Annotated in this window: 20 protein-coding genes; 7 read left to right on the top strand and 13 right to left on the bottom strand. The window is 61.9% G+C overall.

The genetic code is table 11. From position 1 onward, the window contains the following. The first annotated feature begins 40 nt into the window (after window positions 1-40). Entirely contained in the window at window positions 41-538 is a 498-nt protein-coding gene (locus G6N83_RS07670) for a hypothetical protein (RefSeq protein WP_165140880.1), read from the top strand. A gap of 76 nt (window positions 539-614) precedes the next feature. Here G6N83_RS07670 and G6N83_RS07665 read toward each other — a convergent pair whose 3' ends face one another. Next, window positions 615-1,538, bottom strand: coding sequence for a serine hydrolase (locus G6N83_RS07665; protein WP_165140878.1), 924 nt, complete (start codon window positions 1,536-1,538; stop codon window positions 615-617). A 44-nt stretch (window positions 1,539-1,582) separates the two neighbouring features. Beyond that, a complete protein-coding gene (locus G6N83_RS07660; RefSeq protein ID WP_165140876.1) occupies window positions 1,583-3,547 on the bottom strand; it encodes a M13 family metallopeptidase in 1,965 nt (654 codons plus the stop codon). 96 nt (window positions 3,548-3,643) lie between these two features. Between G6N83_RS07660 and G6N83_RS07655 the strand changes: the two genes are divergently transcribed. Further along, window positions 3,644-4,969 carry an MATE family efflux transporter gene (locus tag G6N83_RS07655; protein WP_165140874.1) on the top strand — a complete coding sequence of 442 codons (1,326 nt, stop codon included), beginning with the start codon at window positions 3,644-3,646 and terminating at the stop codon, window positions 4,967-4,969. 22 nt (window positions 4,970-4,991) lie between these two features. Here G6N83_RS07655 and G6N83_RS07650 read toward each other — a convergent pair whose 3' ends face one another. Beyond that, the gene (locus G6N83_RS07650; RefSeq protein ID WP_165140872.1) at window positions 4,992-5,648 is read right to left on the bottom strand and encodes a TrmH family RNA methyltransferase; all 657 of its coding nucleotides are present in this window, start codon (window positions 5,646-5,648) and stop codon (window positions 4,992-4,994) included. Window positions 5,649-5,722: 74 nt separating this feature from the next. Here G6N83_RS07650 and G6N83_RS07645 point away from each other — a divergent pair, with 74 nt between their 5' ends. Both G6N83_RS07645 and G6N83_RS07640 read left to right on the top strand, forming a co-directional pair. Beyond that, window positions 5,723-7,027 (top strand): Nramp family divalent metal transporter, encoded by a 1,305-nt coding sequence (locus tag G6N83_RS07645; protein WP_165140870.1) that lies wholly within the window; start codon window positions 5,723-5,725, stop codon window positions 7,025-7,027. 9 nt (window positions 7,028-7,036) lie between these two features. Beyond that, entirely contained in the window at window positions 7,037-7,687 is a 651-nt protein-coding gene (locus G6N83_RS07640) for a metal-dependent transcriptional regulator (protein ID WP_165140868.1), read from the top strand. 2 nt (window positions 7,688-7,689) lie between these two features. On the opposite strand, the gene pip is transcribed toward G6N83_RS07640, so the two are convergent. After that, a complete protein-coding gene (gene pip, locus G6N83_RS07635; RefSeq protein WP_165140866.1) occupies window positions 7,690-8,667 on the bottom strand; it encodes a prolyl aminopeptidase in 978 nt (325 codons plus the stop codon). Window positions 8,668-8,777: 110 nt separating this feature from the next. On the opposite strand from pip, the gene G6N83_RS07630 reads away from it, so the two are divergent. Beyond that, complete coding sequence (locus tag G6N83_RS07630; RefSeq protein WP_165140864.1) at window positions 8,778-10,508, top strand: cation:proton antiporter; 1,731 nt, start codon at window positions 8,778-8,780, stop codon at window positions 10,506-10,508. Between the two features lie 61 nt (window positions 10,509-10,569). Then, window positions 10,570-11,034: a recombinase family protein gene (locus G6N83_RS07625; RefSeq protein WP_165143273.1), complete on the top strand. Its 465-nt coding sequence runs from the start codon at window positions 10,570-10,572 to the stop codon at window positions 11,032-11,034. Window positions 11,035-11,036: 2 nt separating this feature from the next. On the opposite strand, the gene G6N83_RS07620 is transcribed toward G6N83_RS07625, so the two are convergent. Both G6N83_RS07620 and G6N83_RS07615 read right to left on the bottom strand, forming a co-directional pair. Continuing rightward, window positions 11,037-11,606: a DNA-3-methyladenine glycosylase I gene (locus G6N83_RS07620; RefSeq protein WP_165140862.1), complete on the bottom strand. Its 570-nt coding sequence runs from the start codon at window positions 11,604-11,606 to the stop codon at window positions 11,037-11,039. 39 nt (window positions 11,607-11,645) lie between these two features. Next, window positions 11,646-13,751 carry an acyl-CoA dehydrogenase family protein gene (locus G6N83_RS07615; RefSeq protein ID WP_165140860.1) on the bottom strand — a complete coding sequence of 702 codons (2,106 nt, stop codon included), beginning with the start codon at window positions 13,749-13,751 and terminating at the stop codon, window positions 11,646-11,648. Between the two features lie 267 nt (window positions 13,752-14,018). Between G6N83_RS07615 and G6N83_RS07610 the strand changes: the two genes are divergently transcribed. Beyond that, window positions 14,019-16,574: a putative Ig domain-containing protein gene (locus G6N83_RS07610; protein ID WP_165140858.1), complete on the top strand. Its 2,556-nt coding sequence runs from the start codon at window positions 14,019-14,021 to the stop codon at window positions 16,572-16,574. A 16-nt stretch (window positions 16,575-16,590) separates the two neighbouring features. Here G6N83_RS07610 and recQ read toward each other — a convergent pair whose 3' ends face one another. The 7 genes from recQ to G6N83_RS07575 are packed head-to-tail and all read right to left on the bottom strand — an operon-like array spanning window position 16,591 to window position 25,680. Further along, entirely contained in the window at window positions 16,591-18,546 is a 1,956-nt protein-coding gene (gene recQ, locus G6N83_RS07605) for a DNA helicase RecQ (RefSeq protein ID WP_165143271.1), read from the bottom strand. A gap of 53 nt (window positions 18,547-18,599) precedes the next feature. Further along, window positions 18,600-20,663, bottom strand: a complete 2,064-nt coding sequence (locus G6N83_RS07600; RefSeq protein ID WP_165140856.1) for an ATP-binding protein — start codon at window positions 20,661-20,663, stop codon at window positions 18,600-18,602. Continuing rightward, window positions 20,660-21,226: a response regulator gene (locus G6N83_RS07595; protein ID WP_165140854.1), complete on the bottom strand. Its 567-nt coding sequence runs from the start codon at window positions 21,224-21,226 to the stop codon at window positions 20,660-20,662. The genes G6N83_RS07600 and G6N83_RS07595 overlap by 4 nt, the downstream gene beginning before the upstream one ends. Before the next feature lie 19 nt (window positions 21,227-21,245). Further along, window positions 21,246-22,457 carry a glycosyltransferase gene (locus tag G6N83_RS07590; protein WP_165140852.1) on the bottom strand — a complete coding sequence of 404 codons (1,212 nt, stop codon included), beginning with the start codon at window positions 22,455-22,457 and terminating at the stop codon, window positions 21,246-21,248. Further along, window positions 22,450-23,235: a dolichyl-phosphate beta-glucosyltransferase gene (locus G6N83_RS07585; protein ID WP_165140850.1), complete on the bottom strand. Its 786-nt coding sequence runs from the start codon at window positions 23,233-23,235 to the stop codon at window positions 22,450-22,452. The genes G6N83_RS07590 and G6N83_RS07585 overlap by 8 nt, the downstream gene beginning before the upstream one ends. 37 nt (window positions 23,236-23,272) lie before the next feature. Beyond that, window positions 23,273-24,514 carry an oligosaccharide flippase family protein gene (locus tag G6N83_RS07580; protein ID WP_165140848.1) on the bottom strand — a complete coding sequence of 414 codons (1,242 nt, stop codon included), beginning with the start codon at window positions 24,512-24,514 and terminating at the stop codon, window positions 23,273-23,275. 5 nt (window positions 24,515-24,519) lie between these two features. Continuing rightward, window positions 24,520-25,680 carry a polysaccharide pyruvyl transferase family protein gene (locus G6N83_RS07575; RefSeq protein ID WP_165140846.1) on the bottom strand — a complete coding sequence of 387 codons (1,161 nt, stop codon included), beginning with the start codon at window positions 25,678-25,680 and terminating at the stop codon, window positions 24,520-24,522. Between the last annotated feature and the right edge of the window lie 3 nt (window positions 25,681-25,683).

Below are 25,683 nucleotides of genomic sequence, written 5' to 3'. Positions count from 1 at the left end.
GATCGAGGTGGATGCGGCACGACGGTGCAAAGCTTGAGTGATGGACACTCAACGATTGCTTCGAAAAGTGGTTCCCATTGTGGCAGTGAGCGCGCTCATTGCGGCCCTCGCAGGTTGTTCCGCGTCGCCAGCGGCCCCGGCATCAAGCCCGACAGCAAGCGAAGCCGTCGATTCCGACGCAGCCGCGAGCCCTACCCCCTTCACGACGCCACCCGCGACCGACGACGAGGTCGCCCGCGCGCTGTTCGAGGCGGACGGACCGGACGGTGTGCCAGCGTCAGCGTCAATCACATCTGATGTCATTGACGAAGACACGCTCGTGATCGATGGGGCGTGTGTGGGAACGAGTGCGCGGTACCGACTCACGACCGCTGAGGTCGACGCGGATCAGCTGACACTCACAGAAGGCACGCTGCGTTGCGACGAGCCGCAGCAGGTACGCATCACGGGTTTGGACTACACCGGTCCGGTACAGCTGAGCTTCAGCGACGCGAACAACATCAAGAGCGGCTGGTTGACCCTGACTCCCGAGAGCTAAGCCCCCCACCCCTCTTACGATGTCTCACTTATTCAGCAAATTGCATGCGCAACGGTGAATAAGTGAGACATGGGGGCTAGAAGATGTACTCCATGAGCTCGACTCCGAGAGTGCGCAACGCTTCGTGCGCGCGGAGCCGGTGCGAGATCGAGAGGTCGTCGAAGCAGACGATGACCGCGTAGGCGACGCCCGCCCGTGGCCCGCCGAGCACACCAGCTTCGGCTCGAACACCACTGTCGCGACCTGTCTTGTTCACGAAAAGCAGGTCGTGCGCATCATTGAAGTGCGCAAACGGATCGAGACCTGTTGCGGATGCCACGAGCGACAAGTCTTGATTCAGACTCAGCCACTCTGAGACCTGGGCACTGACGCCAGCTGACACTGCCTTCGAATTCACGAGGGCCGCAAAGAGTTCTGAGTACTCACGGGCTGATCCGAGCGCGACATGAGGCGCGTCATCGGGACCCCGACGGTCGCGGAATCCGTCCATAACGGCCGCTCGAGTGAGTCCCAATTTCTCAATGCGAGCGCGCACCGCGGGGAGCCCCACCCGGTGCAGCAGAGCGTTCGTCGCGAGCGCATCGCCGGCAGCCGCGGCCAGCACCGCAAGGTCGACGAGCGGAAGCGACGGCGCCTTGAGGTGTTGCCAGATTCCAGCGACATCGACCGGTTCGAGACCCTCGCGCTCCACGATGTCGAGCGGGTCAAGCGCTCCCGATTCGAACTGCGCTGCAACTTCGACGAGCAACGGCACGACTCCGAGGCCGGCGACCGGGAGAGTCACATAGTCATCGCCCACGAGCACCGCCTCGCCCGAGTCCAGGTCGGTAACCCGCACCGAGACCTGCGCTCCTGATGCGGCGAGCGCATCGAGCGCCGCCAGGCTCGACCTGAAAGACCGTTTTCCCGGCGCCTTACGTCGCGAGAGCTTGCTCCCCTCGCCACGTCGGGTTCCACGGCGAGCCTCGGTGCCGCGAGTTGGCTCAGGGGACGTACCCATGAGCGGTTCCTTCCTGCCGGAGGTGGACGAGCGTGGGGAGCGTATCACCAGATGGTGACGCGTTTGTCCGCGTCGAGCCAGAGTTCATCTGACTCGGTCACATCGAACGCGTCGTAGAACGCATCGATGTTGCGAACGATCTGGTTGCAGCGGAATTCATTCGGTGAGTGCGGGTCGATCGTGAGCAGACGAATGGTCTCGGCATCCCTGCCCTTCTGCTGCCAGACCTGCGCCCAGCTCAGCAAGAGGCGCTGGATGCCGGTCATACCATCGATCACAGGAGCCTCAGTACCGTCGAGCGAGATTTCGTACGCGCGGAGCGCAATTCCGAGGCCGCCCAGGTCGCCGATGTTCTCGCCGATCGTGAGGGCACCGTTTACCGTATGTTCCTCGCCGAGCCCGCGTGGCGACAGCGCGTTGTACTGCTCGATGAGCGACGCCGTTCGCTCCTCAAACGCGCTGCGGTCGTCGTCTGTCCACCAGTCACGCAACGAGCCATCGCCGTCGAAGCGGCTGCCCTGATCGTCGAACCCGTGCCCGATCTCGTGCCCGATCACGGCACCGATTCCGCCATAGTTGGCGGCGGCATCCCGCTCAGCATCGAAGAACGGGTACTGCAAAATCGCTGCCGGAAACACGATTTCGTTCATGAGGGGGTTGTAATACGCGTTGACTGTCTGCGGCGTCATGAACCATTCGTCACGGTCGATCGGCTGGCCGATCTTCGCCAGCTGGCGATTGTGTTCGAAGATGTGCGCGCGGCGGACGTTGCCGACGAGGTCGGCGGCGTCGATTTCGAGTTCCGAGTAGTCCTTCCACCGAACTGGGTAACCGATCTTCGGCGTGAAGGCGTCGAGCTTGGCGAGAGCGCGCTCACGCGTGGCGGGACTCATCCATTCCAGCGTCGAGATGCTTTGCCGATACGCCTCGACGAGGTTTGCGACCAGAGTGTCCATCTCGGTCTTGGCCGCCGGAGGGAAGTGGCGCTCGACGTACACCTTGCCGACCACTTCACCGAGGGCGGCTTCCACGAGGCTCACTCCGCGCTTCCAGCGTTCACGGTTGACGGGGACGCCCGTCATCTGTGTGCCGTAAAACGAGAAGTTCTCCTGGACGAACTCATCTGCGAGAAAAGCCGCGGATGCGTGCACGACCTTGAATCGCAGCCACGCTTTCCACTCCTCGAGACGTTCTTCAACGAGAAGCGACCCGAGGCCGGCGACGAAGCTCGGCTGGTAGACGACGACCTCGCCGAACGCCGCTTCGAAGCCGGGCGCAAGGCCCTCGAGCCATGGTGAGAGGTCGATGCCGGCAAGCTCGATGAGTTCACTCCACGACTTGAGGTTGTACGTTGCGACGGCATCGCGGCTCTTGACGTTGTCCCAGTGGTGCGAGGCAATCTCAGTTTCGAGCGCAACAACACGCGGGGCGTCTTCGGCTGCAGAATCCACACCCGCGAGCGCCAAGATGCGCTCGATGTGTGACGCGTAGGCGTCACGAGTGTCGGCAAAGTTTTCGAGACGGAAGTAGCTTTCGTCGGGCAGCGAGATGCCACCCTGGATGATGAAGGGGAGATAGCGAGTCGGGTTGCCGGGGTCGGGCTCAATATAGAGGTCGATGAGGCCACTGATGCCATCTCGCTCAAGTTCGCCGATAGTGCGAAGCAGAGCCGGGATCGACTCGACGGCTTCGACAACAGCAAGCTGGCTCGTGATCGGTCCGGCACCCAGCTCTGCGATGAGAGCCGTATCCATAAAGCTTGAAAAGAGATCACCGATCTTGCGGGCCTCAGTTGCCGGTTCAGCGTCTCGCGACTCGACGATGATGTCGCGAACATGGCTCTCTGCCTGTTCGGCGATGAGGTGAAACGATCCCCATCTCGCCTTGTCTTCGGGGATTTCGGTGCGTTCGAGCCACGGCCCGTTGACGTAACGGAACAGATCATCCTGCGGGCGAATCTCTGGACTCACGTCATCTAGCGCGAGACCAGAACGGGGGAAATCGGTCATGGCCACAACGATAGTCCCGAGCCCTGAGAGCTGGCTCCGTCGCCCGACTCGCACGGTCATTGCGGGGACGTCTGCGGGGATCAATATGCTCGAGCTATGGCTACGACGAGCAGCACCCTCAACCGCGACATCTTGCGGCTAGCCGTACCCGCACTGGGCGCCCTCGTCGCCGAACCGCTCTTTCTCATCGTTGATGCTGCCCTCGTCGGCCATCTCGGTGTGACCCCGCTTGCGGCCCTGGGTATCGCTTCGGCAGTGCTGCAGACCATCGTCGGGCTCATGATCTTTTTGGCGTACTCGACAACACCTGCCGTCGCCCGCAGGTTCGGTGCCGGCGACCCGGGAAGGGCGGTGTCCGCCGGAATAGACGGCATGTGGCTCGCCCTCGGACTTGGCTTTGTTCTCGCCCTCGTCGGATATCTCACGACGCCCTGGCTCGTGAGCTTGTTCGGAGCGACGGATGCCGTCACCGCCGATGCCGAGACCTATCTCGGTTTGTCGATGTGGGGTCTTCCGGCGATGCTCATCGTCTTCGCCGCAACGGGCCTGCTTCGCGGCGTCCAAAACACTGTCACGCCGCTGTGGATCGCTGGATTCGGCTTTACCGCCAACGCCCTCATGAACGCACTGTTCATCTACGGGCTCGGCTGGGGAATCGCCGGCTCCGCGGTCGGGACCGTTGTTGCGCAGTGGGGCATGGTCGCGGCGTACGTTGCCGTGATCAGTCGACTTGCACGCCAGCACTCGGCATCGGTTCGGCCACACGGAGCGGGTATCCGCACGAATGCGCGCTCGGGCGGTTGGATGTTTTTGCGCACAGTCACACTCCGCGGGGCGCTCCTTGCGACGGTCGGAGTAGCCACCGGGCTCGGAACTGAAGAGCTTGCGGGCTGGCAAGTCGTGTTCACGATTTTTTCTACCGCTGCCTTCGCCCTCGACGCTCTCGCTATCGCGGCGCAAGCGCTGATCGGAAAGTATCTCGGCGCCGACAACCCCCAGGAGGTGCAGCGGGTTTTGGGGCGCACTGTGGCGTGGGGTGCGTGGTTCGGTGTGCTGGTAGGCGCAGGTGTCGCGGCGCTTTCAGGTGTGATCGGCCTTGTCTTTACCGGCGATCCGGTTCTCGCTGCCCTCATTCAACCCGCACTGCTGGTCTTGGCCGTAGCCCAGCCCGTTTGCGGCATCGTGTTCGTCCTCGATGGCGTGCTGATCGGGGCAAACGACGGCAAATATCTGGCCGTAGCCGGCCTCATGAACCTGATCCCGTTTATCCCGATGCTCATCCTGCTTGCGTTCGTCGACGCGGTTGGTGCCGCCGGCTTGGCGTGGTTGTCGGCCGCCTTCTTCGGCATTTTCATGCTCGCGCGGCTCATCACTCTCGGCCTCCGCGTACGTGGAACGGCGTGGACCCACGCTCCTGCGTAGCCGCACACCACTCAGAGCGTCGTTAGTTGGCAGCAGCCCATCGACGACACCATTCGTACATCACGACGGCCGCCGCAGCCGATGCATTTATCGAGCGGGTCGAGCCGTACTGAGTGATTTCGACGACGCCGGATGCCGCAGCAACGGCCTCATCGGAAAGCCCGGGCCCTTCTTGCCCGAAGAGCAGTACGCACTGCTCCGGTAACTCAGCGTGATTCACCGGCACCGAGCCGGGCACGTTATCGACAGCCACGATCGGAAGCGACTCCGACTCAGCCCAGGCGACGAACGCTGCGACGTCCTCGTGGTGGAGCACATGCTGATAGCGGTCGGTCACCATCGCGCCGCGACGATTCCAACGCCTTCGCCCGATGATGTGCACGGTATCGGCGAGAAAAGCATTTGCGCTTCGCACGATGGAACCGATGTTCATGTCGTGCTGCCAGTTTTCGATGGCGACATGGAACGGATGCCGCTTCTCATCGAGGTCGGCAACGATCGCTGTCATGCTCCAGTAGCGATAGCGGTCGATGACGTTTCGCGTGTCTCCAAACTCCAAGAGCTCGCGATCAAAGCGCGGGTCCTCGGGCCACTCGTCTGAACCGCCGGGCCACGGACCGACACCGTGAGTGGGAATCGTCGCCTCGACGGCATCCTGATCGTTCTGCTCCTCTGGCACCGCCACAGGCTATCTCGGATGCTTCGCTACCCCGCGCGATTTCGGTGCACCGAAAAATGCTCTACGATTTCGGCATGCCGAAAAATTCCGTGATGAGCTCCTCGGGAGCACAGCGCGGCGACAGCCAGGCACGGCCGCCTCGCGCGGTCTGGCTACTCGGACCTGCGCTCGTCGCGGGCGTTGCCTATCTCGACCCGGGCAATGTCGCGAGCAACATGTCTGCCGGTGCCGCATTCGGTTACCTGCTCGTCTGGGTTGTGGTCCTCGGCAACGTCATCGCGTGGCTCGTGCAGTATCTCTCGGCGAAGCTCGGCATCGTGACTGGACAGAGTCTTCCCGAGATACTCGGAGAGCGCCTTCGCAATCGCTGGGGGCGACGCGCGTATTGGGTGCAGGCGGAGCTCGTCGCCATGGCAACGGACATCGCGGAGGTCATCGGCGGAGCTGTAGCGCTCAACCTGCTGTTCGGTCTCCCGCTCCTCTGGGGCGGTGCGATCGTCGGCGCCGTATCGATCGTCATCTTGATCGTGCACGTCCGGCGCGGCCCACGCGTGTTCGAACTCATCGTTGTGGGGCTGATCGCGGCCATCTGCATCGGGTTCACAGCGGGCCTCTTCGTTTCGCCGCCCGATGCAGCCGGTGTCGTTTCTGGGCTCGTGCCGCGTTTCGAGGGTGCCGGCTCGGTGCTCCTTGCCGCCTCGATCCTCGGCGCAACGATCATGCCGCACGCAATCTATGTGCATTCTTCCTTGAGTCGCGATCGATTCGCGCCCGCGGCCACGCTGTCCGACAGCGCGCAAGCGGCGTATCGCGCTGATGCGCCCCGCATCCGCCGGTTACTGCACGCCACTCGCTGGGACGTCACGATCGCGATGGCAATCGCCGGCACGGTGAATCTCGCGCTGCTGCTTCTCGCCGCGGCAAATCTCGCCGGAGTCGACGGCACCGACACGCTCGAGGGCGCGTACGCCGCCCTCCGCGATGGCATCGGTCCAACGATCGCCACGCTCTTCGCCGTGGGGCTACTCGCCAGCGGACTGGCGAGCACAGCGGTGGGCGCATACGCGGGTTCAGAGATCATGCACGGACTCTTTCACGTACGCGTGCCGCTCATGGCACGCCGCCTCGTCACACTGGTGCCGGCTCTCGCGATCCTTGGCATCGGGTTCGATCCGACGCTCGCCCTCGTGCTCAGCCAGGTCGTCCTCTCGTTTGGTATTCCGTTCGCGCTTGTGCCCCTCATCGCACTCACAGCGCGTCGTGACGTCCTCGGCGCGTTCCGAAACACCCGCGCGACCACGATCTTGGGGGTGGCCGCCGCGATGTTCTTGATAGCGCTCAACGTGCTCCTACTGTGGCTGGTGTTCCAGACCGGGTAATCTCAGGCAATGCCTTCCTCCGCGGCGGTCGATGACTACCTCAAAGCGATCTACCAGCACACTGAGTGGCAAGACGACCACATCACGCCATCCCAGCTTGCGATCGTGCTCGCGCTCGCACCGTCAAGCGTTACCGAGATGGTCGCAAAATTGGCTGCTGCCGGTCTCGTGACGCATCGGAAGTATGGGCCGATCTCGCTGACGAATGCCGGTGGGCAGCGAGCAGCGTCAATGGTTCGCCGCCACCGCTTGATCGAAACGTGGCTCGTTCGCGAATTCGGCTACTCATGGGACGAAGTTCATGACGAGGCCGAAGTTCTCGAACACGCGCTCAGCGACCGACTTCTCGAAGGAATTGATGAGCGGCTTGGCCGGCCGCGGTTCGATCCGCACGGCGACGCGATCCCGGATGCCAGCGGCCACGTGCATCGCGAAAGCTTCGTACTTCTCGGCGATGCCGCTGCGGGCCACACCGGCCGAATTCTGCGAGTAAGCGACCGAGACCCTGAGCTCCTGCGGGCGATTAGCGACGTGGGCATCGACGTTGGTCACACCGTGACCGTCCTCAACGCCAATACCGTGGCCATTGACGGCGGCGAACCGATCACCACTCCCCGCTATGCCGCTGAAGCCGTGTGGCTTTCCGCAGCAGAAAGCTGATGTCAGTCGGCAAAACCATCGGTTGCGGCGCGGAGCGCCTTCGCGATACCCGGTTCGCTCGATGCGTGTGAGGCATCCGGAACGACGATGAACTCCGCATCCGGCAGCGCGCGGTGCAGATCCCATGCGGTCATGATGGGCGTGCACATGTCATAGCGGCCTTGAACTATCACCGTTGGGATGTGCGCGATCGAAGGCGCATCAGCAATCAATTGGCCCTCGCGAAACCACCCGCCGTGCACAAAATAATGGTTTTCGATGCGCGCAAAAGCTGTCGCGGAGGCATCCTCAGTCATCTCCGACACGAGTTCTTCGTTCGGTAGCAGTGTCACGGTCGACGCTTCCCATCGCGTCCACGCAACACCCGCGGGAATGTGTACCGCCGGATCCGGATCAAACAGCCGACGGTGGTACGCCTCGATCATTCTGGAACGCTCGAGCACCGGGATCTGAGCGACGTAGTCATCCCACAGGTCAGGGAAAATTGCGGAGGCGCCGCCCTCGTAAAACCATTCCAATTCGTGACGGCGCAGTGTGAAGATGCCGCGCAGCACGAGTTCGGTCACGGCGTCGGGGTGCGTTTCCGCGTAGGCGAGCGCGAGCGTGCTGCCCCACGAGCCTCCGAAAACCTGCCACTTCGCAATTCCGAGGTTGCGCCGCAAAAGTTCGATATCGGCGACGAGGTGCCACGTTGTATTGAATCGCAAGTCAGCATCGGGGGCACTCGCGTGGGGCGTGCTTTGACCGCAGCCGCGCTGATCAAAAAGAATGATCCGGTATTTTTCCGGATCGAAGAAGCGGCGGTTCCAGCTTGAGGTCCCACCTCCCGGGCCACCGTGCAAGAAGACGACGGGCTTACCCTCGGGGTTTCCTGACTGCTCCCAGTAAATGCGGTTTCCGTCACCGACCGGCAGCATCCCTGTCTCGTATGGCTCGACCGGCGGATAGAGGATGTCATCGAAGTACGCCGGATCTGCCATGACCTCACGGTACCGCGTGCGGCCCGGAATCCCGGGGATTTCGGCCGTGGCGCCCGCACACGACGACGCCACCAAGCACACTCATCGCCTTTTCTGCCATGCTCTGACGAATGGAGATACTGCTCGTCGCGGTGATCGCAATAGTCACGATTGCCATCACAACGGCCCTCGGTCAGAAACTTGGCGTCGCGGGGCCGCTTCTGCTGGTCGGCGTGGGCCTGGCTATTGCACTGATGCCGTTCTTTCCCGGCTTCGTCGTTGATCCCGAGTGGATACTCGTCGGCGTCCTACCGCCTCTCCTTTACTCTTCGGCGGTGTCGCTACCAGCGATCGAATTCCGTCGTGACTTCCGACCTATCGCCGGGCTCTCGGTCTTGCTCGTCGTCGTCAGTGCCGTCATCTTGGGCTTCTTTTTCGCGTGGGCGATTCCCGGGCTCGGACTTGCTATGGGCATAGCTCTGGGCGCAATCGTCAGCCCCACGGATGCCGTCGCCACCTCGATCGTCAAGAAGCTCGGCATCTCTCCCCGCGTCGTGACGATGCTCGAAGGCGAAAGTCTCCTCAACGATGCAACATCGCTGGTGCTCCTTCGAACCGCCATCGCAGCGGTCGCCGGCGGGTTCTCGTTCGGTTTCGCTATCGGTAGCTTCGCGTGGGCCGTGCTTTCGGCACTCATCGTCGGCGCTCTTGTGGGCTTCATAAATCTGCGCGTGCGCGGGTGGCTTGCACACTCGGCGGCGAACACTGCGCTGAGCTTTATGGTGCCCTTCGCGGCGTATCTTCCCACCGAGGCGCTCGGCGGCTCCGGCCTTGTGGCGGCCGTCGTTGCCGGAATCATCACGGGGCAAGGCGCTGCCCGATGGTTCACGCCTGACCAACGTCTCTCGGATGCGCTCAACTGGCGGACCGTCGAGCTCGTGCTGGAAGGTGGTGTCTTCTTGCTGATCGGACTCGATTTGAAGGAGGTCGTCCGCGCCAACCTTGAAGAGAACGATGGGCTCTGGCACGGCACGTGGCTTGCGCTCTCGACTCTCGGAATCGTGCTCGCGGTGCGCGCCGCATATGTTGCGATATTGATCTGGCAACAGGGGCGGCGCGCTAAGCGTTGGCAACACGGACATACCCGACTCACCGAACTGAGCGCTCACCTTGACCGGGTCGCGTCGGAGGAAAGCCCACCCCTCAGGCCCGCAAACGACCCCGAGCGACACAAGCGGCGCGTGTCGCTTCTTCGTCGGCGCGTGACAAGTGCGGTTGCTGATCTTGATTATTACCGGGCAACGCCGCTCGGGTGGAAACATGGCAGCGTCATCGTCTGGGCGGGGATGCGCGGCGTCGTAACCCTCGCTGCAGCGCAGACCCTGCCGAGTGACGCCGAGCACCGCGCGCTCTTGATCTTCGTGGCATTCCTCGTCGCCGTGGGCAGCCTGTTGGTTCAGGGCCTGTCGCTTCCAGCGGTCGTTCGCATGTTGAAGATGGAGGGCTCGGGTGCCACTTACGTGAGTCGCGAAGAACAGACTCGACTCGACGATGAGCTTCGCCGAGCAGCGGTGACGGCGCTGAGCAGCCCCACCCTCCTCCGGCCTAACGGCACCGAATATTCACCCGGCGTCATCGATCGTGCCGGTTCTCGTATCACCGAGCCGCCCGACGACGACGCATCCGCGCTCGCGCACGAGATGCTCGAACTGCGGGTGCAACTCATCGAGGCGATGCGAACTCGCCTGAATACGGTGTCAACTGACGGCACATTCAGCACAGCGGCACTACGACACGCACTCGCTGAACTCGATGCCGATCAGCTGAGCCTCGAGCTCAGAATCTACGACGAAGAAGAGTAACCAAAACCAGATGCGAGACGAGAGAATGGTGTCAACAGAGGGAGTCGTCATGAGCCAGGGGATGCAGCACACCCGAGACGTTCATCGGGGTGCTTCTCACGAACACGAGACCAGCCCCATTCATCTCCCCCACATTGCCGCGGAATGCCCAAAGTGCTTTCGCGAAATCGAAGACGACAACACGTGGTGGCGCGCACGCCCCGCGGGTTCCCGCCTTGTCGGGCTCGTCATTGCCCGTGACGATATGCCGTCCGTTGTGACTCAACGCAACGAACTCACTCGCTTCGGCGTGCCCATCGAAGGCTTCCGGCATCCGTCGCCAGAAACGATGGAGAGCTGGGAGGAGCGGCTCGTTCGCCTGTTCGGAACCCTGCAGCACGGTGACGTTCTCGTCGTTTCGAATGTGCACGCTCTGGGGCGCGATATCGACGAAGAAACCCGCACGGTTGCTGAACTCCACAACCGTGGCGTCGTCGTGAAGGTGCTCGGGCACGGCGGCCATCACCTTTTTGACGCCGGCCGCTGAGGTCAATCTGCGCGCCAGCACCCCGCGACGTGGTCGTCGACCATTCCCGCTGATTGCATGAGGGCGTACATCGTCGTCGGCCCAACGAATCGAAATCCCCGTTTGCGGAGCGCTTTGCTCATTGCTGCCGACTCCGGAGTCGTCGCGGGAACGTCGGCGAATGACTGCGGGCGCGGCTGTGGGCGCTCTGGCGCGAACGACCACAGGAAGTCGTCAAGCTCACCCGGCACCATCTGCGACACCAGCTGCGCGTTCCCGATGGTGGCGATGATCTTTGCTCGGTTGCGGATGATCCCGGCATCCGTCATCAGACGTTCGATATCGTCGGAGCCGAAATTCGACACAGTGTCGGGATCGAACCGCTCAAAGACTTCGCGAAACCGCGAGCGCTTGCGCAGAATGGTGATCCAGCTCAGCCCCGCTTGAAAACCTTCGAGGCTGAGCTTCTCAAAAAGCGCACGATCTCCGTGCAGAGGTCGGCCCCACTCCTCATCGTGATAGCGACGGTATTCGACATCCTCGCCAACCCACGCGCATCGCGCCTTACCAGCTTCATCTACCCGCACATCCACGATCCCAGTATCGCGGGTGGTGGATGTGCGGGTAGACCGTTACTTCTTGTGGAGAGACTTCTCCGAAACGGGAGCGTTGCCCGACGCCGCGAGTTCGCGATAGTACTCCCGGGCTTCTTCTTGCCGGGCGGCTTCCGCACCCGACGCGATTGGTGCGCGGACGTGTTCGGGTTCGTATCCGAAACCGTCGACGAGATCCTGGGCGTGCGGGCGAAGCCGCGTACACAGGCGAGCGATGTACCGGGTCACAGCTTCCGCGCGCTGCGCAGAAAGTCGGCCGTTGATGAGATACCACGCGAGGTGCTTTTCGATCAGAGAGAGTCCAAAGAGGTCCCGCACCCAGGTGAGGACCTGAGCTGTGGCAGGGTCTTCTACTCGCTCGATCGCGTCGGTGAACGCCTCCCACTGGAGCAGTTCTCCGTGTGCGCGCGCAGCTTCGATCAGTTCGGTCTGGTTCTCGTTGAAGAGGGCCGCCGCCTCGGACTTCGAGAGCTTGGATGCCGGGCGGAGCCTTGCCGCGATATCAGCGACGGTTTGTTGCACGCGACCCGCAAGCAATTCGTGCTGTTGTTCGACGCGAAGGCCGTGCTCGACAGCACGGGCGGTTGAGCCAAAGTCGGAAACCGCCTGGCCCAACTGCCGGAGGCCGGCGCCATGGAAGAGATTGCCTGCGGTTTGTCCCACAGCGAAACGAGCGAGTGCCGCCGCATCCTTGCCCTTGAACTGCTTGGCGTAGTCACCCAAGAGCCGCTTACCGACGAGCTGAAGCAAGACGTTATTGTCTCCCTCGAAGGTCGCGTAGACATCGAGATCGTGATGGAGGCTCACCAAGCGGTTTTCAGCGAGGAAACCCGCACCGCCGCACGCCTCGCGCGCCTCCTGAATCGTGTCGAGAGCATTCCAAGTCGACAGTGGCTTGAGCGCTGCCGCGAGGGTTTCGAGGTCTTCGCGCTCAGCCGGAGTATCGCGCTCACCGCTGAAAACACCATCGAATTTCTGTAAGAACTCTTCGTGCGCGAATGCCTGCGCATAAACGGTCGCGAGTCGTGGCAAGAGGCGACGCTGGTGCTTTCCGTAGTCGAGCAGCACGATCTCGGGCGTGCCAGAGCCGGAATCGAACTGGCGGCGCTGATTTCCGTAGGTGACAGCAATCGTCATAGCGAGAGCCGAAGCCCATGTCGCCGCCCCGTCGAGCGAGATGCGGCCCTGTACCAAAGCGCCGAGCATCGTGAAGAAGCGCCGTCCCGGGCTCGCGATATCGCTCGAGTACGACCCGTCAGCCGCGACGTCGCCGTAGCGATTAAGCAGATTCTCGCGTGGCACGCGAACCTGCGTGAAGTGCAAACGACCGTTATCGATACCGTTCAGCCCACCCTTGACCCCGTCGTCTTCGCCGCCGACGCCATCGAGGAAATTGCCTTCGTCATCACGAATCGGCACGAAGAAGCAGTGCACGCCATAGTTCACACCCCCGGTGATGAGCTGGGCGAACACTGTCGCCGCGCGGCCATGCACGGCCGCGTTTCCGAGGTAGTCCTTCCACGCTCCGCGGAACGGAGTATGGATGACGAACTCTTCTGTCTCCGGGTCATACGTTGCTGTCGTTCCGACGGCCGCAACGTCGGAGCCGTGACCGGTCTCGGTCATCGCGAATGCGCCGGGCAGACTCATGTCCATCACATCTGCCAACCACCTATCGTGGTGTTTCTTCGTTCCGAGCTGATGAATAGCGGCACCGAACAGCCCCCACTGCACGCCAGACTTGATCTGGAGGCTCGGGTCAGCCAGCACCAATTCCTCGAAACCGGCAATGTTGGCGCCGTTGTCTTCGAGCCCGCCGTACTCCTTCGGAAATGCGCGGCGGGATCCCCCGGCGTCGACGAGCAGATGCAGCTGCGAAAACACGCGCTCTCGGTGCTCCGCGACCGTGAGCCCCTCGACCTGCCAGAAGGCCGGGTCCTTGACCATGGCCCGTGCCTCACGTCGGGTTTCTGCCCACTTACCAAGTAGCAGATCGTTGACCTGCTGGATGTTGATGCGAGGCTCGTGAGCCTGCGCGGCGCTGTGGGGCGCAGTGGGTGCGCCGCCCGCAGGTGTGCGCTTGCTGCGTGCGGGCGTAGATGAACGGACAACGGCGTCAGCCATGTACATCACTCCTTGATGCGTGTGACAGGAAAGTCACTGACGACAGTAGGAGTGCCACAACAAAGCGACAAACGCTTTATGGAATGATCACAGTATCGGAGGGAGATCTGCGACGATTCGCTTGTACCTTCTCGACATTCGAGGCCGCATAGGCGCAGAACGAACCTTTTGCGGCGGCCGGTTTCCTTCTGCCTCGCGAGCCGAGTAGACCTTGAATGTCAGGCCTCCTCAGCACGCTTTCCGGAGGCCTCTCAGAGAGGTTTTCTCGTGGCTTCGCTAACCCCCACCCATGTATCGGCCGTCAAATTGCGTCTCGCTGTCGTCTCGTTTGCCCTCATCTCAGTGCTTCTTGCAGCAACAGCGAGCGCACCTGCGCGGGCCTACGAGGGGTGGAACGATCCAGCGACCGTTTCGGGTTCGCCGTCCGCCGGGTACTCGCCCCGTGTCGAGTTCGTCGCCGACGGTTCCGCCGTAGCGGTATGGCAAAGCACTGCCCGCAAGCAGGTGTGGGGCGCTCGGAGTACTGACTCGGGCGAGACATGGTCAACGCCAGTACTGATCGCCAGCACCGGCTCGCGCACCGTGGCATCTCTCGATCTCGGAGTCGACGAGGGCGGCAAAGCAGTCGTCATCTGGACGACCTCTAGCACGCTCCAGCTGTCATCCGCTGTGAGCGCAGATGGCGGCCTGACCTGGTCGGCACCAACCGTCGTTTCGGGCTCAGACAAAGCGAACGAGCCCCACATTGTTTCGCCGCAATCGGGCGTATTTGCGATCGTGTGGACGACGCCCTCTCCGAGCTACCTCGTTCGCGCTTCGTGGAGCAACAACTCAGGCACGAGCTGGGGCGCGCCGCAGCAGATTGCGGCGAATGCGGGCGGACTGACATACTCCGATGCCGATGCAAACGCTGGCATCGTTGTCGTCGCATGGCAGCAAACGAACGCCGGCACGTCGTCAGTTGCCACTTCGACAAGCCGCGACCTCGGCGCGACATGGGCTGCTACTGAAGTCGTTGGGCCAGGATGGAACCCCTACCTAGCACCCGCCGTAGAAGTCGCCGCCGATGGCTCTTCATTCCTCGCATCCTCAGTGCTCATCAGCGCCGACGTCTACGCGATCGAGTCGGTGCGCCGCAGTGGATCCGACGCTTGGTCGACACCTGTTCGAGTGTCTGCTGAGGGTGAAGTGGGGATGGCGGCGATCGCCGCCGGAACGGATGGCGCAACCGTCGCTTCCTGGTACCGCGCCGATGAATCCGGCACTGTCTGGGTCGATTCAGCTTCGAGCAGCGACAGCGGAACCACGTGGTCTGAGTCTCAGCAGCTTTTCACTGCCGCGTACGGAATCTACGACCCACCACGCTTGATCGTTGGGCCACAGAACATTTTCGTTGCGGCAACCTCCGAAACAGCTACGGCTGACCGCCACGCACTCGTTCGTAGAAGCCTAGACGGCGGCGCGACGTGGGAAGACGCAGTTGATCTCTCCGTTACCTCATCATGGTGGCCAGCCATCGCCGTGGATTCGGCGGGGAGCCTGCTTTCGATGTGGGCGCTCACAGGTTCGCAAACCGTGCAGGCGTCTGGGACTGTGATTCCCACGGTTACAAGTTCCGCGCCGACCAAGGCGACAGTCGGCGCCGAGTATTCCTACACACTCACAGCTTCTGGCACGGCGCCAGTGTCGTGGACAATCTCTAACGGTTCACTTCCTGATGGACTTTCGCTCGATTCCCATGGAGGTATTTCAGGGACACCAACGTCAGAGGGCACCTCGACATTTAGCGCCCGGGCATCCAACTTCGCGGGTTGGGAAGACGTGGAACTCAGCATCACAGTGGGAGCGCCTCCTGTCATCACTTCGGGTTCACCGCAGTCTGCGACCGTCGGCGAGGCCTACTCATTTGGGTTCACTGCGACGGGCGTCGCCCCGATGAGCTGGGCGGTCACTAGTGGAACTCTTCCCCCTGGGCTCGAATTCAGCGCCGCAGGTGCGCTCACTGGGACGCCCGCTGAAGTCGGAAGTACAACGTTCGCCGTGACTGTCACTGATGACAACGGAACCGCGGCGCAGGACGTCACGCTCGTCGTGACCCCAGCCCCGTTGCCGCCGGTAATCACATCGGGCGAGCCTGATGTCGCGACCGTTGGCGATTCGTATTCATTCACGTTCACCGCGACCGGAACCGCGCCGGTGACGTGGGCGATGACAGTTGGAACGCTGCCACAGGGCCTCTCCCTCAGCAACTCCGGAGTCTTGTCTGGAACTCCGACAGTCGCAGGAACCTACACATTTACCCTGGCGGCCTCCGATGAAAACGGTCGCACAACCAAAGACATCACGTTGAGCGTGACCGCGGCTAACACTGTGCCTCCTGTTATTACGTCGTCGGCGACGATCGTGGACGTGGTTGAGGGCAAACCATTCAACTTCCAGTTCACTGCAACCGGAACCGGACCGTTCACGTGGCTCGTCGCCGCGGGAGCTGGGGCACTGAGCCTTGACGGGCCGCGCTCGATGGGGATGTCTGTGGGTGCCGCGCTTCCCACCCCGGGTCTTCCGCCGGGGCTGACGGTTTCTGCATCCGGATTGCTCTCGGGAGTGCCCACGGCAGAAGGGACCTACGGCTTCACGATCAGGGCCACCGGGCCAGGTGGCACCCAAACCCAGAGCGTTGAGGTCACAGTGATTCCGGTATCGGCCGACGGCGATCTCGCCACAACAGGTTCGAGCAACGACATGTTGGCGATCGCCACCCTCATTGCGCTTCTTGCTCTAGCTCTTGGAATCGTACTGGCGATGCGCCGCGGTCGGGCCTAATGCTCGACCGCGCAGGTCAGGCCGAGGCGACGATTTCAACCACGGCTTCGCCGTAGGCCTCGCGCTTTTTCGCACCGATCCCCGGAACGCCATCGAGATCTGCCACGCTCATGGGCCTCCGCTCGGCGAGCGCACGAAGGGTTGCGTCGCCGAACACGATGTATGCCGGCACTCCCTGTTCGCGCGCGACACCGGCACGCCAGGCCCGGAGCGCCTCGAAAAGTGGTTGATCGGTGTCACCGAGTGTCGCCGCTGCCGCAGACTTCTTCACGCGCGTCGAAGATGCCCGCGTCAGCACATCCCGCCGCAATGGCACAGGTTCGGCGCCGCGCAAGACAGCGCCCGCCGGCTCACCGATCGCGAGGGTTCCGTACTCACCCTGCGCAACCAGGATGCCGCGAGCGAGCAACTGACGCACGACACTTCGCCATTCCTGGTCGCCGATGTCTGCGCCGAGCCCGTACGTGGAAAGTGCGTTGTGCCCCTGGGTTCGGATGCGTTCAGTGTCGGCACCTCGAAGGATATCGATGAGGTGCCCCGCACCGAACGCCTGCCCCCGCTCGCGTTGCAAGCGCACGATGGTCGAGAGGAGCTTTTGTGCGGGAACAAGACCGTCCCAGGTCTCGGGAGCTTCGAGGCAAGTGTCACAGTTGCCACAGGGCGTAGATGTTTGCCCGAAGTATCCCAAGAGGTTTTGCCTGCGGCATCCGACCGTTTCGCACAGCGCGAGCATGGCATCGAGGTGCTGACCAAGACGCATTCTGTAGACGCGTTCGCCAGGACTCTGATCGATCAGGCGGCGCTGCTGTACGACATCACCAAGGCCATAGGCCATCCATGCGACAGCGGGTTCGCCGTCACGCCCAGCACGGCCGGTCTCTTGGTAGTAGCCCTCCACCGACTTGGGCAGGTCGATGTGTGCCACGAACCTCACATCGGGTTTGTCGATTCCCATGCCGAATGCGATCGTTGCGACCATCACGATGCCCTCTTCACGGAGGAACCGGCGCTGATTGGTCGACCGCACATCTGCCGGAAGGCCAGCGTGGTAGGGCAGCGCGTTAATGCCTTGCGTGCGCAGATACTCGGCCGTTTGCTCGACACTCTTGCGACTGAGCGCGTACACAATTCCCGCAGCCCCCTCGGGTTGAGCTTTGATGAACGACACGAGTTGCCGACGTTGGTCGACCTTCGGCTCGATGCGGTACTGAATATTGGGACGATCGAAGCTTGCGACGAAGTGACGGGCTCCGGGGAGCGAGAGACGCTCGCCGATTTCACGATGAGTCTCGCGCGTTGCGGTCGCGGTAAGTGCCATTCGCGGCACGCTGGGAAAGAGCTCACCAAGATCGCCAAGGGCGAGGTAGTCGGGCCGGAAGTCGTGTCCCCATTGCGAGACACAGTGGGCCTCATCGATCGCGATGACGCTGAGTCGACCGCGCTGCAGAAGCGACTTCGTCTGCGCATTGTTGAGCCGTTCCGGAGCCACGTAAAGCAGGTCCAGCTCTCCCGCGAGATAGGCACGTTCGACGTCTCGCCGCACATCGGGACTCTGCGTTGAGTTCAAGAACTCAGCGCGAACACCGTTAGCTACAAGGGCTTCGACCTGGTCGTGCATCAACGCGATGAGGGGGCTCACGACGAGACCTGTGCCCTCGCGCACGAGCGCGGGAACCTGGTAGGTGATGCTCTTGCCGGCGCCCGTCGGCATCAGAACAATAGCGTCGCCGCCCGCGACGACATGACTGACGATGTCGGCCTGATCGCCACGGAAGTCGTCGTATCCGTAGACCTCGTGCAGCACAGCACGGGGGTCGCTCCCGCTGAATGCGCGGCGGGGTGCGGCGGATACTGGCGGCGCTACTTCGCCCACCGCGTCATCGGGCGGCGGTGCGAATTCATCGTCGGGTGGAACCAGATCATCAGGATTCCACTCGAACCCGGCGTACGGGTCATCCGCCCATTCCGCCACGCCTGATCCAGCGTCACCGCCATCGAAGTCGTTGTGGGGCGAGGCGGGGGAAGTCACTCACCCAGGGTAGTCGGGGTCACCCCTACGCTGGCCGACGATTCTGCACAGGGGAGCGTGGCAGTAAACACTGATCCCTCCCCTGGCGTGCTGCGCACGGCGAGCGACCCACCCTGTAAGAGCGCAAGTCGTTGGCTGAGAGCGAGGCCGAGCCCCGTCCCCTCGTGTTTCTTAGACAGTGAAGAATCAACCTGCTCGAAGGCTTCGAAGATCTTCTCTAAATACTCCGGTGCGATTCCGATTCCGGTATCCCACACGTCAATTGCCACTGTGCCATCGACATGTCTTGCCCGCACGCCGATGGAACCGTTCTCTTCAGTGAATTTGACGGCGTTCGCGAGCAGATTGATGAGGAGCTGCTTCGACCTGCGCTGATCAGCCAAGACAGTTGGCAGCGATGTCGGAAGGTCCACTTTCAGCGACAGCGCTTTTCCTACGGCTAGCTCGCGAACGACCGCGATAGCTTCATCCACGATGACGCCCACCTGAACCTCTGCGATCTCGGGCTCTATCTTGCCCGCCTCGATCTTGGAAAGGTCGAGGATGTCCCCGATGATCTCCAGTAGGTGCCGCCCACTGGCCTCGATCTGCCCTGCGTATTCGGCCTGCTTGGGAGTCAACGGCCCATATATCTCACGCTGCAAAATTGCCGACAGCCCAATAACGGAGTTGAGCGGAGTGCGCAGTTCGTGGCTCATACCCGCAAGCAGTTCGTTCTTTGCTCGAACAGCTCGCTCCGCCGCGCTCCGCGCATCGAGCAACGCCTGCTCGAAAGCTTTGCGCTCAGCTATATCTCGAAAGATGAGCGTTGTAATGGGGGCATCATCGAGGTCTGCACGAACAACCGTCACTTCAACCGGGCGCTCTTCGCCCTGCGCCGTGACAACACTCGCCTCCATCGCCGCCCCGGACTGCAACGCAACCGCGCCGAGCCGCATGTACTCATCGCGCCGATCGGGCGGAAGATAGTCCCGCAACGATGTGCCCACGATGTCGTTCACAGGCCGGCCGACCACCCTCCCGACGGCGCCGTTCGCCGCAACAATCGCGCCATCATCACGAAACGCGACGACGGCATCCGCTGCACGTTCCACGACTGTCCGAAACAGTTCTTCCAGACTCCGCTCACGCCGCTGGGCCGCACGACGTTCGCGATCGGAGACAACGGCCTCAATAAGGCTGCCGACCGTAGCAGTAAGCGGTTCAAGATAGTCCACCATCCACGGGTCAAATCCGCCTGGGCGGTTCGCGAGCGCGACGATGCCGAGCACCTGTTCACCCTTGAGAATCGGAACGCCGAGAAATGAGTCCAAGGGTGGGTGTCCCTCGGGGCGGCCAGCGGCTCGCGGATCGTTTCGCGGATCATTGGAGAGCAACGGTCCCTCTCCGCTCGCAACCCTGCCGAACAGAGTGTCTAGGTTGTGAAACTCCATCCCTCGCGGCCCGTTTTCAGCGAAGAGCTTTCTCGTCTGCTCATTCCATGAAATATCCGACATAGCCCACGTACGCAGAAAGTCGTGGTCATCCGCTCGCAGCTTCTGAGCGATGAACCCGTACTCGGCCCCGGTGAAGTCCAGGAGCTCCGCAAGAAGCCCGTCGAATATCTCACCCACCTCAGCGCCGGAGATGAATCTGTTCTGCATCTGAGTGAGCGCGTCAAGCAGAACATGCGAAAGAGTGCGCCGCTCGTCAGATGCTGCGCGATCAGAAAGATCTTCAATGATCGAGTCGATAAACGCGATGTCTCCACCTTCATCGAGGACCGCTCGCGCTCGAATACTCAGGCGGAGGGGGCGTCCATCAAGACTTTTCGTGATGATCTCTTCTGGAGAGAATTTCTCCTGCGCGAGGAGCGCTCGCATCAGTTGCTCTTGGCGGGCCGGCTCCACGAATCTCACCCGCGGAACATGCTCGCGAAGTTCTTCGATCGAGCTAGCCCCCAGCACGTCAAGAAGAGCTTGGCTGCACTCCACGATGCGCCCGCTGAGGGTGGTGCGGCAAACGGCCACCCCGAGCCCATCGACAATCTCGTTGAGCGTGCGGGATGGCCCGTGAGTCATGCGATCGGCTCCCCCCGCAGCACCCTCGACATCACCGTCGCGAGGGCATCAAGCTCAAGCGGTTTCAAGATCACCGCGTTCCCAGCCTCGGCGGTGCGGGCGAGAACGTCAAGGCTTTGGGATGCTGTGACGAAAATGATCTGTACGTCACCGAGCCCGTCCACTTGGGGCAGGCGCCGCGCGACTTCAAGGCCGTCGATGCCGGGCATCATGACGTCGAGAAAGATGACCTGAGGATGCATCGAGCCACATTTGATGAGACCCTCCCATCCATCGAGTGCTGAATCGACCACTACAGCCGCGTCTACATCGGTCGCTGCGGCACGAACAAGCTCCGCGGTCACCGGGTCATCGTCGATCACAAGGACTTTCAGTTCTTCGGTGATCCCGAGCGATGCGGCGAATTCAGCGAGTTCCCGCCGCCGGGACTGCTGGGGCTCGCTGCGGCCACGTTCCCACGAGTTGATGGTTGGGTACGAGACACCGAGCCGGCGCGCCAAGCCTTCTTGCGTGTCACCGGTGGCGACACGGATGCGGGCAACGAGTTCAGCAGAAGAGAGCATTTTCGAAGTCTACAAAGCTTTATGAAGTCGACAGCCAGGACTTTGCCCGAGTGCGCCTTGGGACACTGAGATATGTGCGGGCATCGCGGCCGAGAATTAGGCCCGCGTGGATGAGGTACCAATCCGCAACATCGTCGAGTGTGAGGCCGCACGCTGCTCGATAGTTGTGCGCGGCGATTCGCGCGCGCTCCTCTTCGTTGTCGAGCACGAGCGCGATCGCTCGAGCCAAGTCATCCGTGTCGTCGGGGTCAAAGAAAACCCCAGTGAATCCCTCTTCTTGAATGAGATCTTCCAAGTCACCGATCCTGGGGAGAATGGGAGCACAGCCGAACGCGCCCGCCTGATGCAACACACCCGAGCTTCCCGTCGTGGCCGTATAGGGAAAAACAGCCACCTGCGCGTCGCGGAATAAGTCCTCGACGTCTTCCTCCGCGACGTAGCCAACGAAGTCAACGTCTTGTCCGCCCATTCGAGCTTCTACGTCAGCGAGGTACCCAGGTGTATTCGGGCTGTCTCCACCCGCTATGACTACTTTCACATCGGGTCTCTCGAGGCTCCGCGCGGCGTCGATGAGAGATTCGATCTTCTTGTACGTGCCGAACTTGCCGAACGACATGACCGCCTCAGGGTTCGTTGGCGGCCGAGGCTCGTCGGGAACATCAAATGCACCGTGAGGCGCGAGCACCGCATGCGAAGCCCCGTACTTTTCGCGGAGAATCTCGACATATCGGGGCATCGTGGTTGCCACCACATTGGAGCGGAGCACACACCACGTCACGGCGGTTCCAATTCCGCGAAGAATCTTCTCGACGAACGACGAGGCGCCAAAGCCAGCGGCGCCCAAGTCGACGGTTTCGACGATGTTGTGCAGCAGTGTGATTGCACGCGTCCCGCTAAGCCTGCTGAGCCAGGGCGTCATTAGGCCGAGCGCCGCGGCAACCTTCGACGAACCGAAGCTTGTGAAGTGAGCGTTGAACAAGACGACATCAGCGTCGACATATCGAAGTTCTCGGACGATGCGAACCGGCGTTCCCAGCGAGTTGAATCGCCACGCTCGTCGGACTTCTACGCCCTCAATCTCGGGATAGTCCACATCCAAGTCTTCAACGAGCGCCACGACGCGCACTCCCTCTTTTCGACCCAACGCCGAAAGAAGGTGTAAACCGTACTCGGCGAGCGTCGTCGTGCTGGGGCTGAGTGCGGTCACGACCGCGAGAGTCAATTCAGGCATTGCGGTAAACCCCCCGCAGGTCGTTCAGGCGAATTCGGGCAATGGACGCGAGGAACCGAACGATCTCTTTGCGGGTGTCGACCTTCGACCCCGGCGCATCGAACCAGCGGACCGGGACCTCCGCGATTCGATAGCCGAACCTCTCGGCGAGGTGGAGAATTTCGAGGTCAAAGGAGAAGCCCGACACCGTCTGAGCGGACGAAATGCGGCGCGCGGCATCCGCAGTAAAGAGCTTGAACCCGCACTGCGTATCGCGGACGCCCACGCCAAGCCCAAAGCGCACCACCTGCTTTAGCCCGGCAGTGAGCGTGCGGCGCAGGATCGATCGATTCTTGACATCTGCTCCGTCGGCGGCGCGGGATCCGATGGCGACGTCGGCACCGGCACGCACCGATGAAATAAGCGCATCGATCTCTTGCGCAGGCGTCGCGTTGTCTGCATCCGAGAAGAGGATGAGGCGGCCGCGCGCGGCTTCAAGTCCACGACGCACCGCGGCACCCTTGCCGCCGTTTCGCTCGGCCACGAGGACCCGAATGTTGGCGTGGTCGAGCATTTCGATGAGTGAGACCGTGGTGTCGGTCGAGCCGTCGTCGGCAACGATGAGTTCCCACGCGAGACCACTCGCGGACAGGTGGGCGGCAAAGGCTGCGATCGTCGGGACGATGCGATCTTCTTCGTTGTACGCCGGGATGACAACGCTCAAGTCGAGCGGACGCACCTCGGCGCGATCGCGCCACGCCTGGTAGGCACTGTACGAAACATCGGCGGTGAGTGACATGGAATGCCCCCTTCTGTTGCCTTTACTTTATAGACCTTTATAAAGCTCTGTCAACCCTCTTCTCGGCCATGCTCCAAAACACTGCGGCGCAGAGCGCCGTGAACGACATCGCGACGACTTGAAGCCACACCATCTGTTCGGGGGTACGCGCGGCCGAAAGCAACAGAATGGTTTGCAAAACTCCCCCGGCAAGCACAACAGTCGGCACCGCCAGGCGGCCCGTCGCGACACCCAGTGCCCCCAGTAGATTGGCGAGGGCGAAAAGCGTCGTCGCAAGAACGTAGGGAAAGAGCAGCGACGCGGCATCGGCGTATCTGGACCCGAACATGACGTTCGACACTGTGTCTGCCCAAAAAAACACTGTGACTAGAGCAACGCCGCCAATGAGCGTGACAAGCCCGACGGCAAGCAGTACCGCTCTTCGACGCTCCGCCGCAGGCAACGATGCGCGAGCAGCAACGGGGAATACCGCCTGCACCACCGACCACGACAGAAAGAAGACCGCGCGCCCCACCAGCGCCGCTGACGCATAGAGGCCAGCAACAACCGGGTCGAAAAACACCTTCGACAACACAAGGTCGCCGTTGTTGATCAATACCTGGCCAACGAGCAAAATCGTCGCACCCAATGCGACCGCGCGAACGGCCGCCCAGGGCACTCGGCCTTCTGCGTTGCCATCGGCGCCTCTTCGTCGCCACACGACCGCGGCCGACGCAACAAAAGAGAGGGTGATGGCGACGCTTGCACCGACGACACCGAACCCGGCCCAGACCAGCGCGATTGCGCCAACAACCCGAACGGCAGCTTCGACCCCGTACGAAAGCGCAAGTCGGCCGATGCGCAGGTCACCCTGCAGCACGCCGCGGTAGACGGCCTGCATGAAATAGATGGGGAGGCCGAGCCCTAAGACGACAAACATCCACGGTGTGGAGGTGCGGAGCACATCTGCAAGCACCCACGCACCGGCGGTAAAGGCCAGAAGAACGACGAGACCGATGCCCCCGGCGATCAGAGTAAGCGTGCGGGTCACCGCCGAAGCGCTATCGGGGTGCGTTGCAATCATCTTGGAACTGACAAGTTGAAGAGTTGCCGCAACGACAGCAGCCGCCAGAACGAGGTTGATAGCGAGGTTGGCATCACCGAACTCTGCTGGCGGCAAGAGTCGAGCGAGGGCAACATTGAGACCGTAATTTGCCGCACTCACACCGAGCGTCGTCGCCGACAGAACAGCGGTATTCGCGAGAAGAGAAGACCTCCCGGTGCGCGGTATAGATGGCATTGGTGTCACCGCGCTTTCTCGCGAAGCCACTGCCGCACCCGATCAAAGTCATCAGAGGCCTGCTCAGCCAACACTCGCGCTCGCGCTGTCAGTCGCTTAGCGGCGTTCACTCGGTCATCAAGAAGCTGATCCAATGACGAAGCCAGCGCCGGCGCGTTGATTGGGCCGTTGATATCGATCATGGCTTCTTCGAGTCCGAGAGCCTTCGCCAGCCCACGCACCTTGACGTCGTAAGAAAGCACGAATGCTGGCACACCCAGAATCGATGCCATCACGATCGCGTGCAGGCGCTCCGAGACGATGAGATCGCACGAACGAATGAGGCGCGCAGCATCCTGAGTCGTCTCAGGCCGGTGCTCGATAAACGACACATTCGGAATCCGCTGAGAAAACTCCTCGAGCATCGTGGCGTCATCATTGCGTTTTCCACGCGACTGCATAGGGATGCCGTGAATCTCGATTCGCCTGTTGTCGGCGAGCGCCGTCAGGGCCGTTGCGAGCGATTCTTGGAAGTGCTCCCAATTGTCGGGGTTTTCAATGTCGTGATTCAGGTTGAGTCCAATGCGCAGAACGTCGCCCCGGGCAGGTGCGGCAGCGCCACCTTGCCCAAGCAACTGATCCGCGCTCATCGAGAACACGGCATCCGCGCTCTCACTCACCCGAGCGTCGAGACCAAGCCGCTGACACAGCGCAAAAGACGCTGAGTCCCGCACGGTCACAAGAGACACCTGGCGAAGAATCGACTTCGCCAGCATCCGCCCTCCGCGTGAGGGAAGCGGACCCACGCCGATGTTGAACATGCCGATGGGTGCGCGCGCGACAAGCCGAGTGAACGTCACGATCGCGAGAATCATCAGCAGCGTGGCGTAGCGATGACGACCGATGCTGGCGTACAGCTCTTTGATGATGCTCCCGCCACCGAAAACGAGGACATCTGCACGTCGAAGGTGAGAGATAAGAGCCCGACGATCCGTAGCCGTGTCGATGAACTCGGCGCGATAGCGCCCACCGAGCTGCCGTTCGGTGAACTCTGGGTCGTACGTGTTGATGACGTAACTCGCTTGATCGCCCAACTGCAAGAGGAATGTCTCAAGGAGAAGCTCGTCACCGATGTTGTACTGCCCGTGGGTTCCGAGAAACACAATTTTTGATGTGGCATCCGTCATAGC

Origin of the sequence: Microbacterium endophyticum (assembly GCF_011047135.1) — a bacterium.
GTDB lineage: Bacteria > Actinomycetota > Actinomycetes > Actinomycetales > Microbacteriaceae > Microbacterium > Microbacterium endophyticum.
This window is presented reverse-complemented; position numbering and strand designations above follow the sequence as displayed.

What these genes read in the sequence shown, in the direction of transcription:
- G6N83_RS07670 (WP_165140880.1), top strand. Translation starts at nt 41, where the DNA reads ATGGACACTCAACGATTGCTTCGAAAAGTGGTTCCCATTGTGGCAGTG.
- G6N83_RS07665 (WP_165140878.1), bottom strand. Translation starts at nt 1,538, where the DNA reads ATGGGTACGTCCCCTGAGCCAACTCGCGGCACCGAGGCTCGCCGTGGA.
- G6N83_RS07660 (WP_165140876.1), bottom strand. Translation starts at nt 3,547, where the DNA reads ATGACCGATTTCCCCCGTTCTGGTCTCGCGCTAGATGACGTGAGTCCA.
- G6N83_RS07655 (WP_165140874.1), top strand. Translation starts at nt 3,644, where the DNA reads ATGGCTACGACGAGCAGCACCCTCAACCGCGACATCTTGCGGCTAGCC.
- G6N83_RS07645 (WP_165140870.1), top strand. Translation starts at nt 5,723, where the DNA reads ATGCCGAAAAATTCCGTGATGAGCTCCTCGGGAGCACAGCGCGGCGAC.
- G6N83_RS07640 (WP_165140868.1), top strand. Translation starts at nt 7,037, where the DNA reads ATGCCTTCCTCCGCGGCGGTCGATGACTACCTCAAAGCGATCTACCAG.
- pip (WP_165140866.1), bottom strand. Translation starts at nt 8,667, where the DNA reads ATGGCAGATCCGGCGTACTTCGATGACATCCTCTATCCGCCGGTCGAG.
- G6N83_RS07630 (WP_165140864.1), top strand. Translation starts at nt 8,778, where the DNA reads ATGGAGATACTGCTCGTCGCGGTGATCGCAATAGTCACGATTGCCATC.
- G6N83_RS07625 (WP_165143273.1), top strand. Translation starts at nt 10,570, where the DNA reads ATGCAGCACACCCGAGACGTTCATCGGGGTGCTTCTCACGAACACGAG.
- G6N83_RS07615 (WP_165140860.1), bottom strand. Translation starts at nt 13,751, where the DNA reads ATGGCTGACGCCGTTGTCCGTTCATCTACGCCCGCACGCAGCAAGCGC.
- G6N83_RS07600 (WP_165140856.1), bottom strand. Translation starts at nt 20,663, where the DNA reads ATGACTCACGGGCCATCCCGCACGCTCAACGAGATTGTCGATGGGCTC.
- G6N83_RS07595 (WP_165140854.1), bottom strand. Translation starts at nt 21,226, where the DNA reads ATGCTCTCTTCTGCTGAACTCGTTGCCCGCATCCGTGTCGCCACCGGT.
- G6N83_RS07590 (WP_165140852.1), bottom strand. Translation starts at nt 22,457, where the DNA reads ATGCCTGAATTGACTCTCGCGGTCGTGACCGCACTCAGCCCCAGCACG.
- G6N83_RS07585 (WP_165140850.1), bottom strand. Translation starts at nt 23,235, where the DNA reads ATGTCACTCACCGCCGATGTTTCGTACAGTGCCTACCAGGCGTGGCGC.
- G6N83_RS07580 (WP_165140848.1), bottom strand. Translation starts at nt 24,514, where the DNA reads ATGCCATCTATACCGCGCACCGGGAGGTCTTCTCTTCTCGCGAATACC.
- G6N83_RS07575 (WP_165140846.1), bottom strand. Translation starts at nt 25,680, where the DNA reads ATGACGGATGCCACATCAAAAATTGTGTTTCTCGGAACCCACGGGCAG.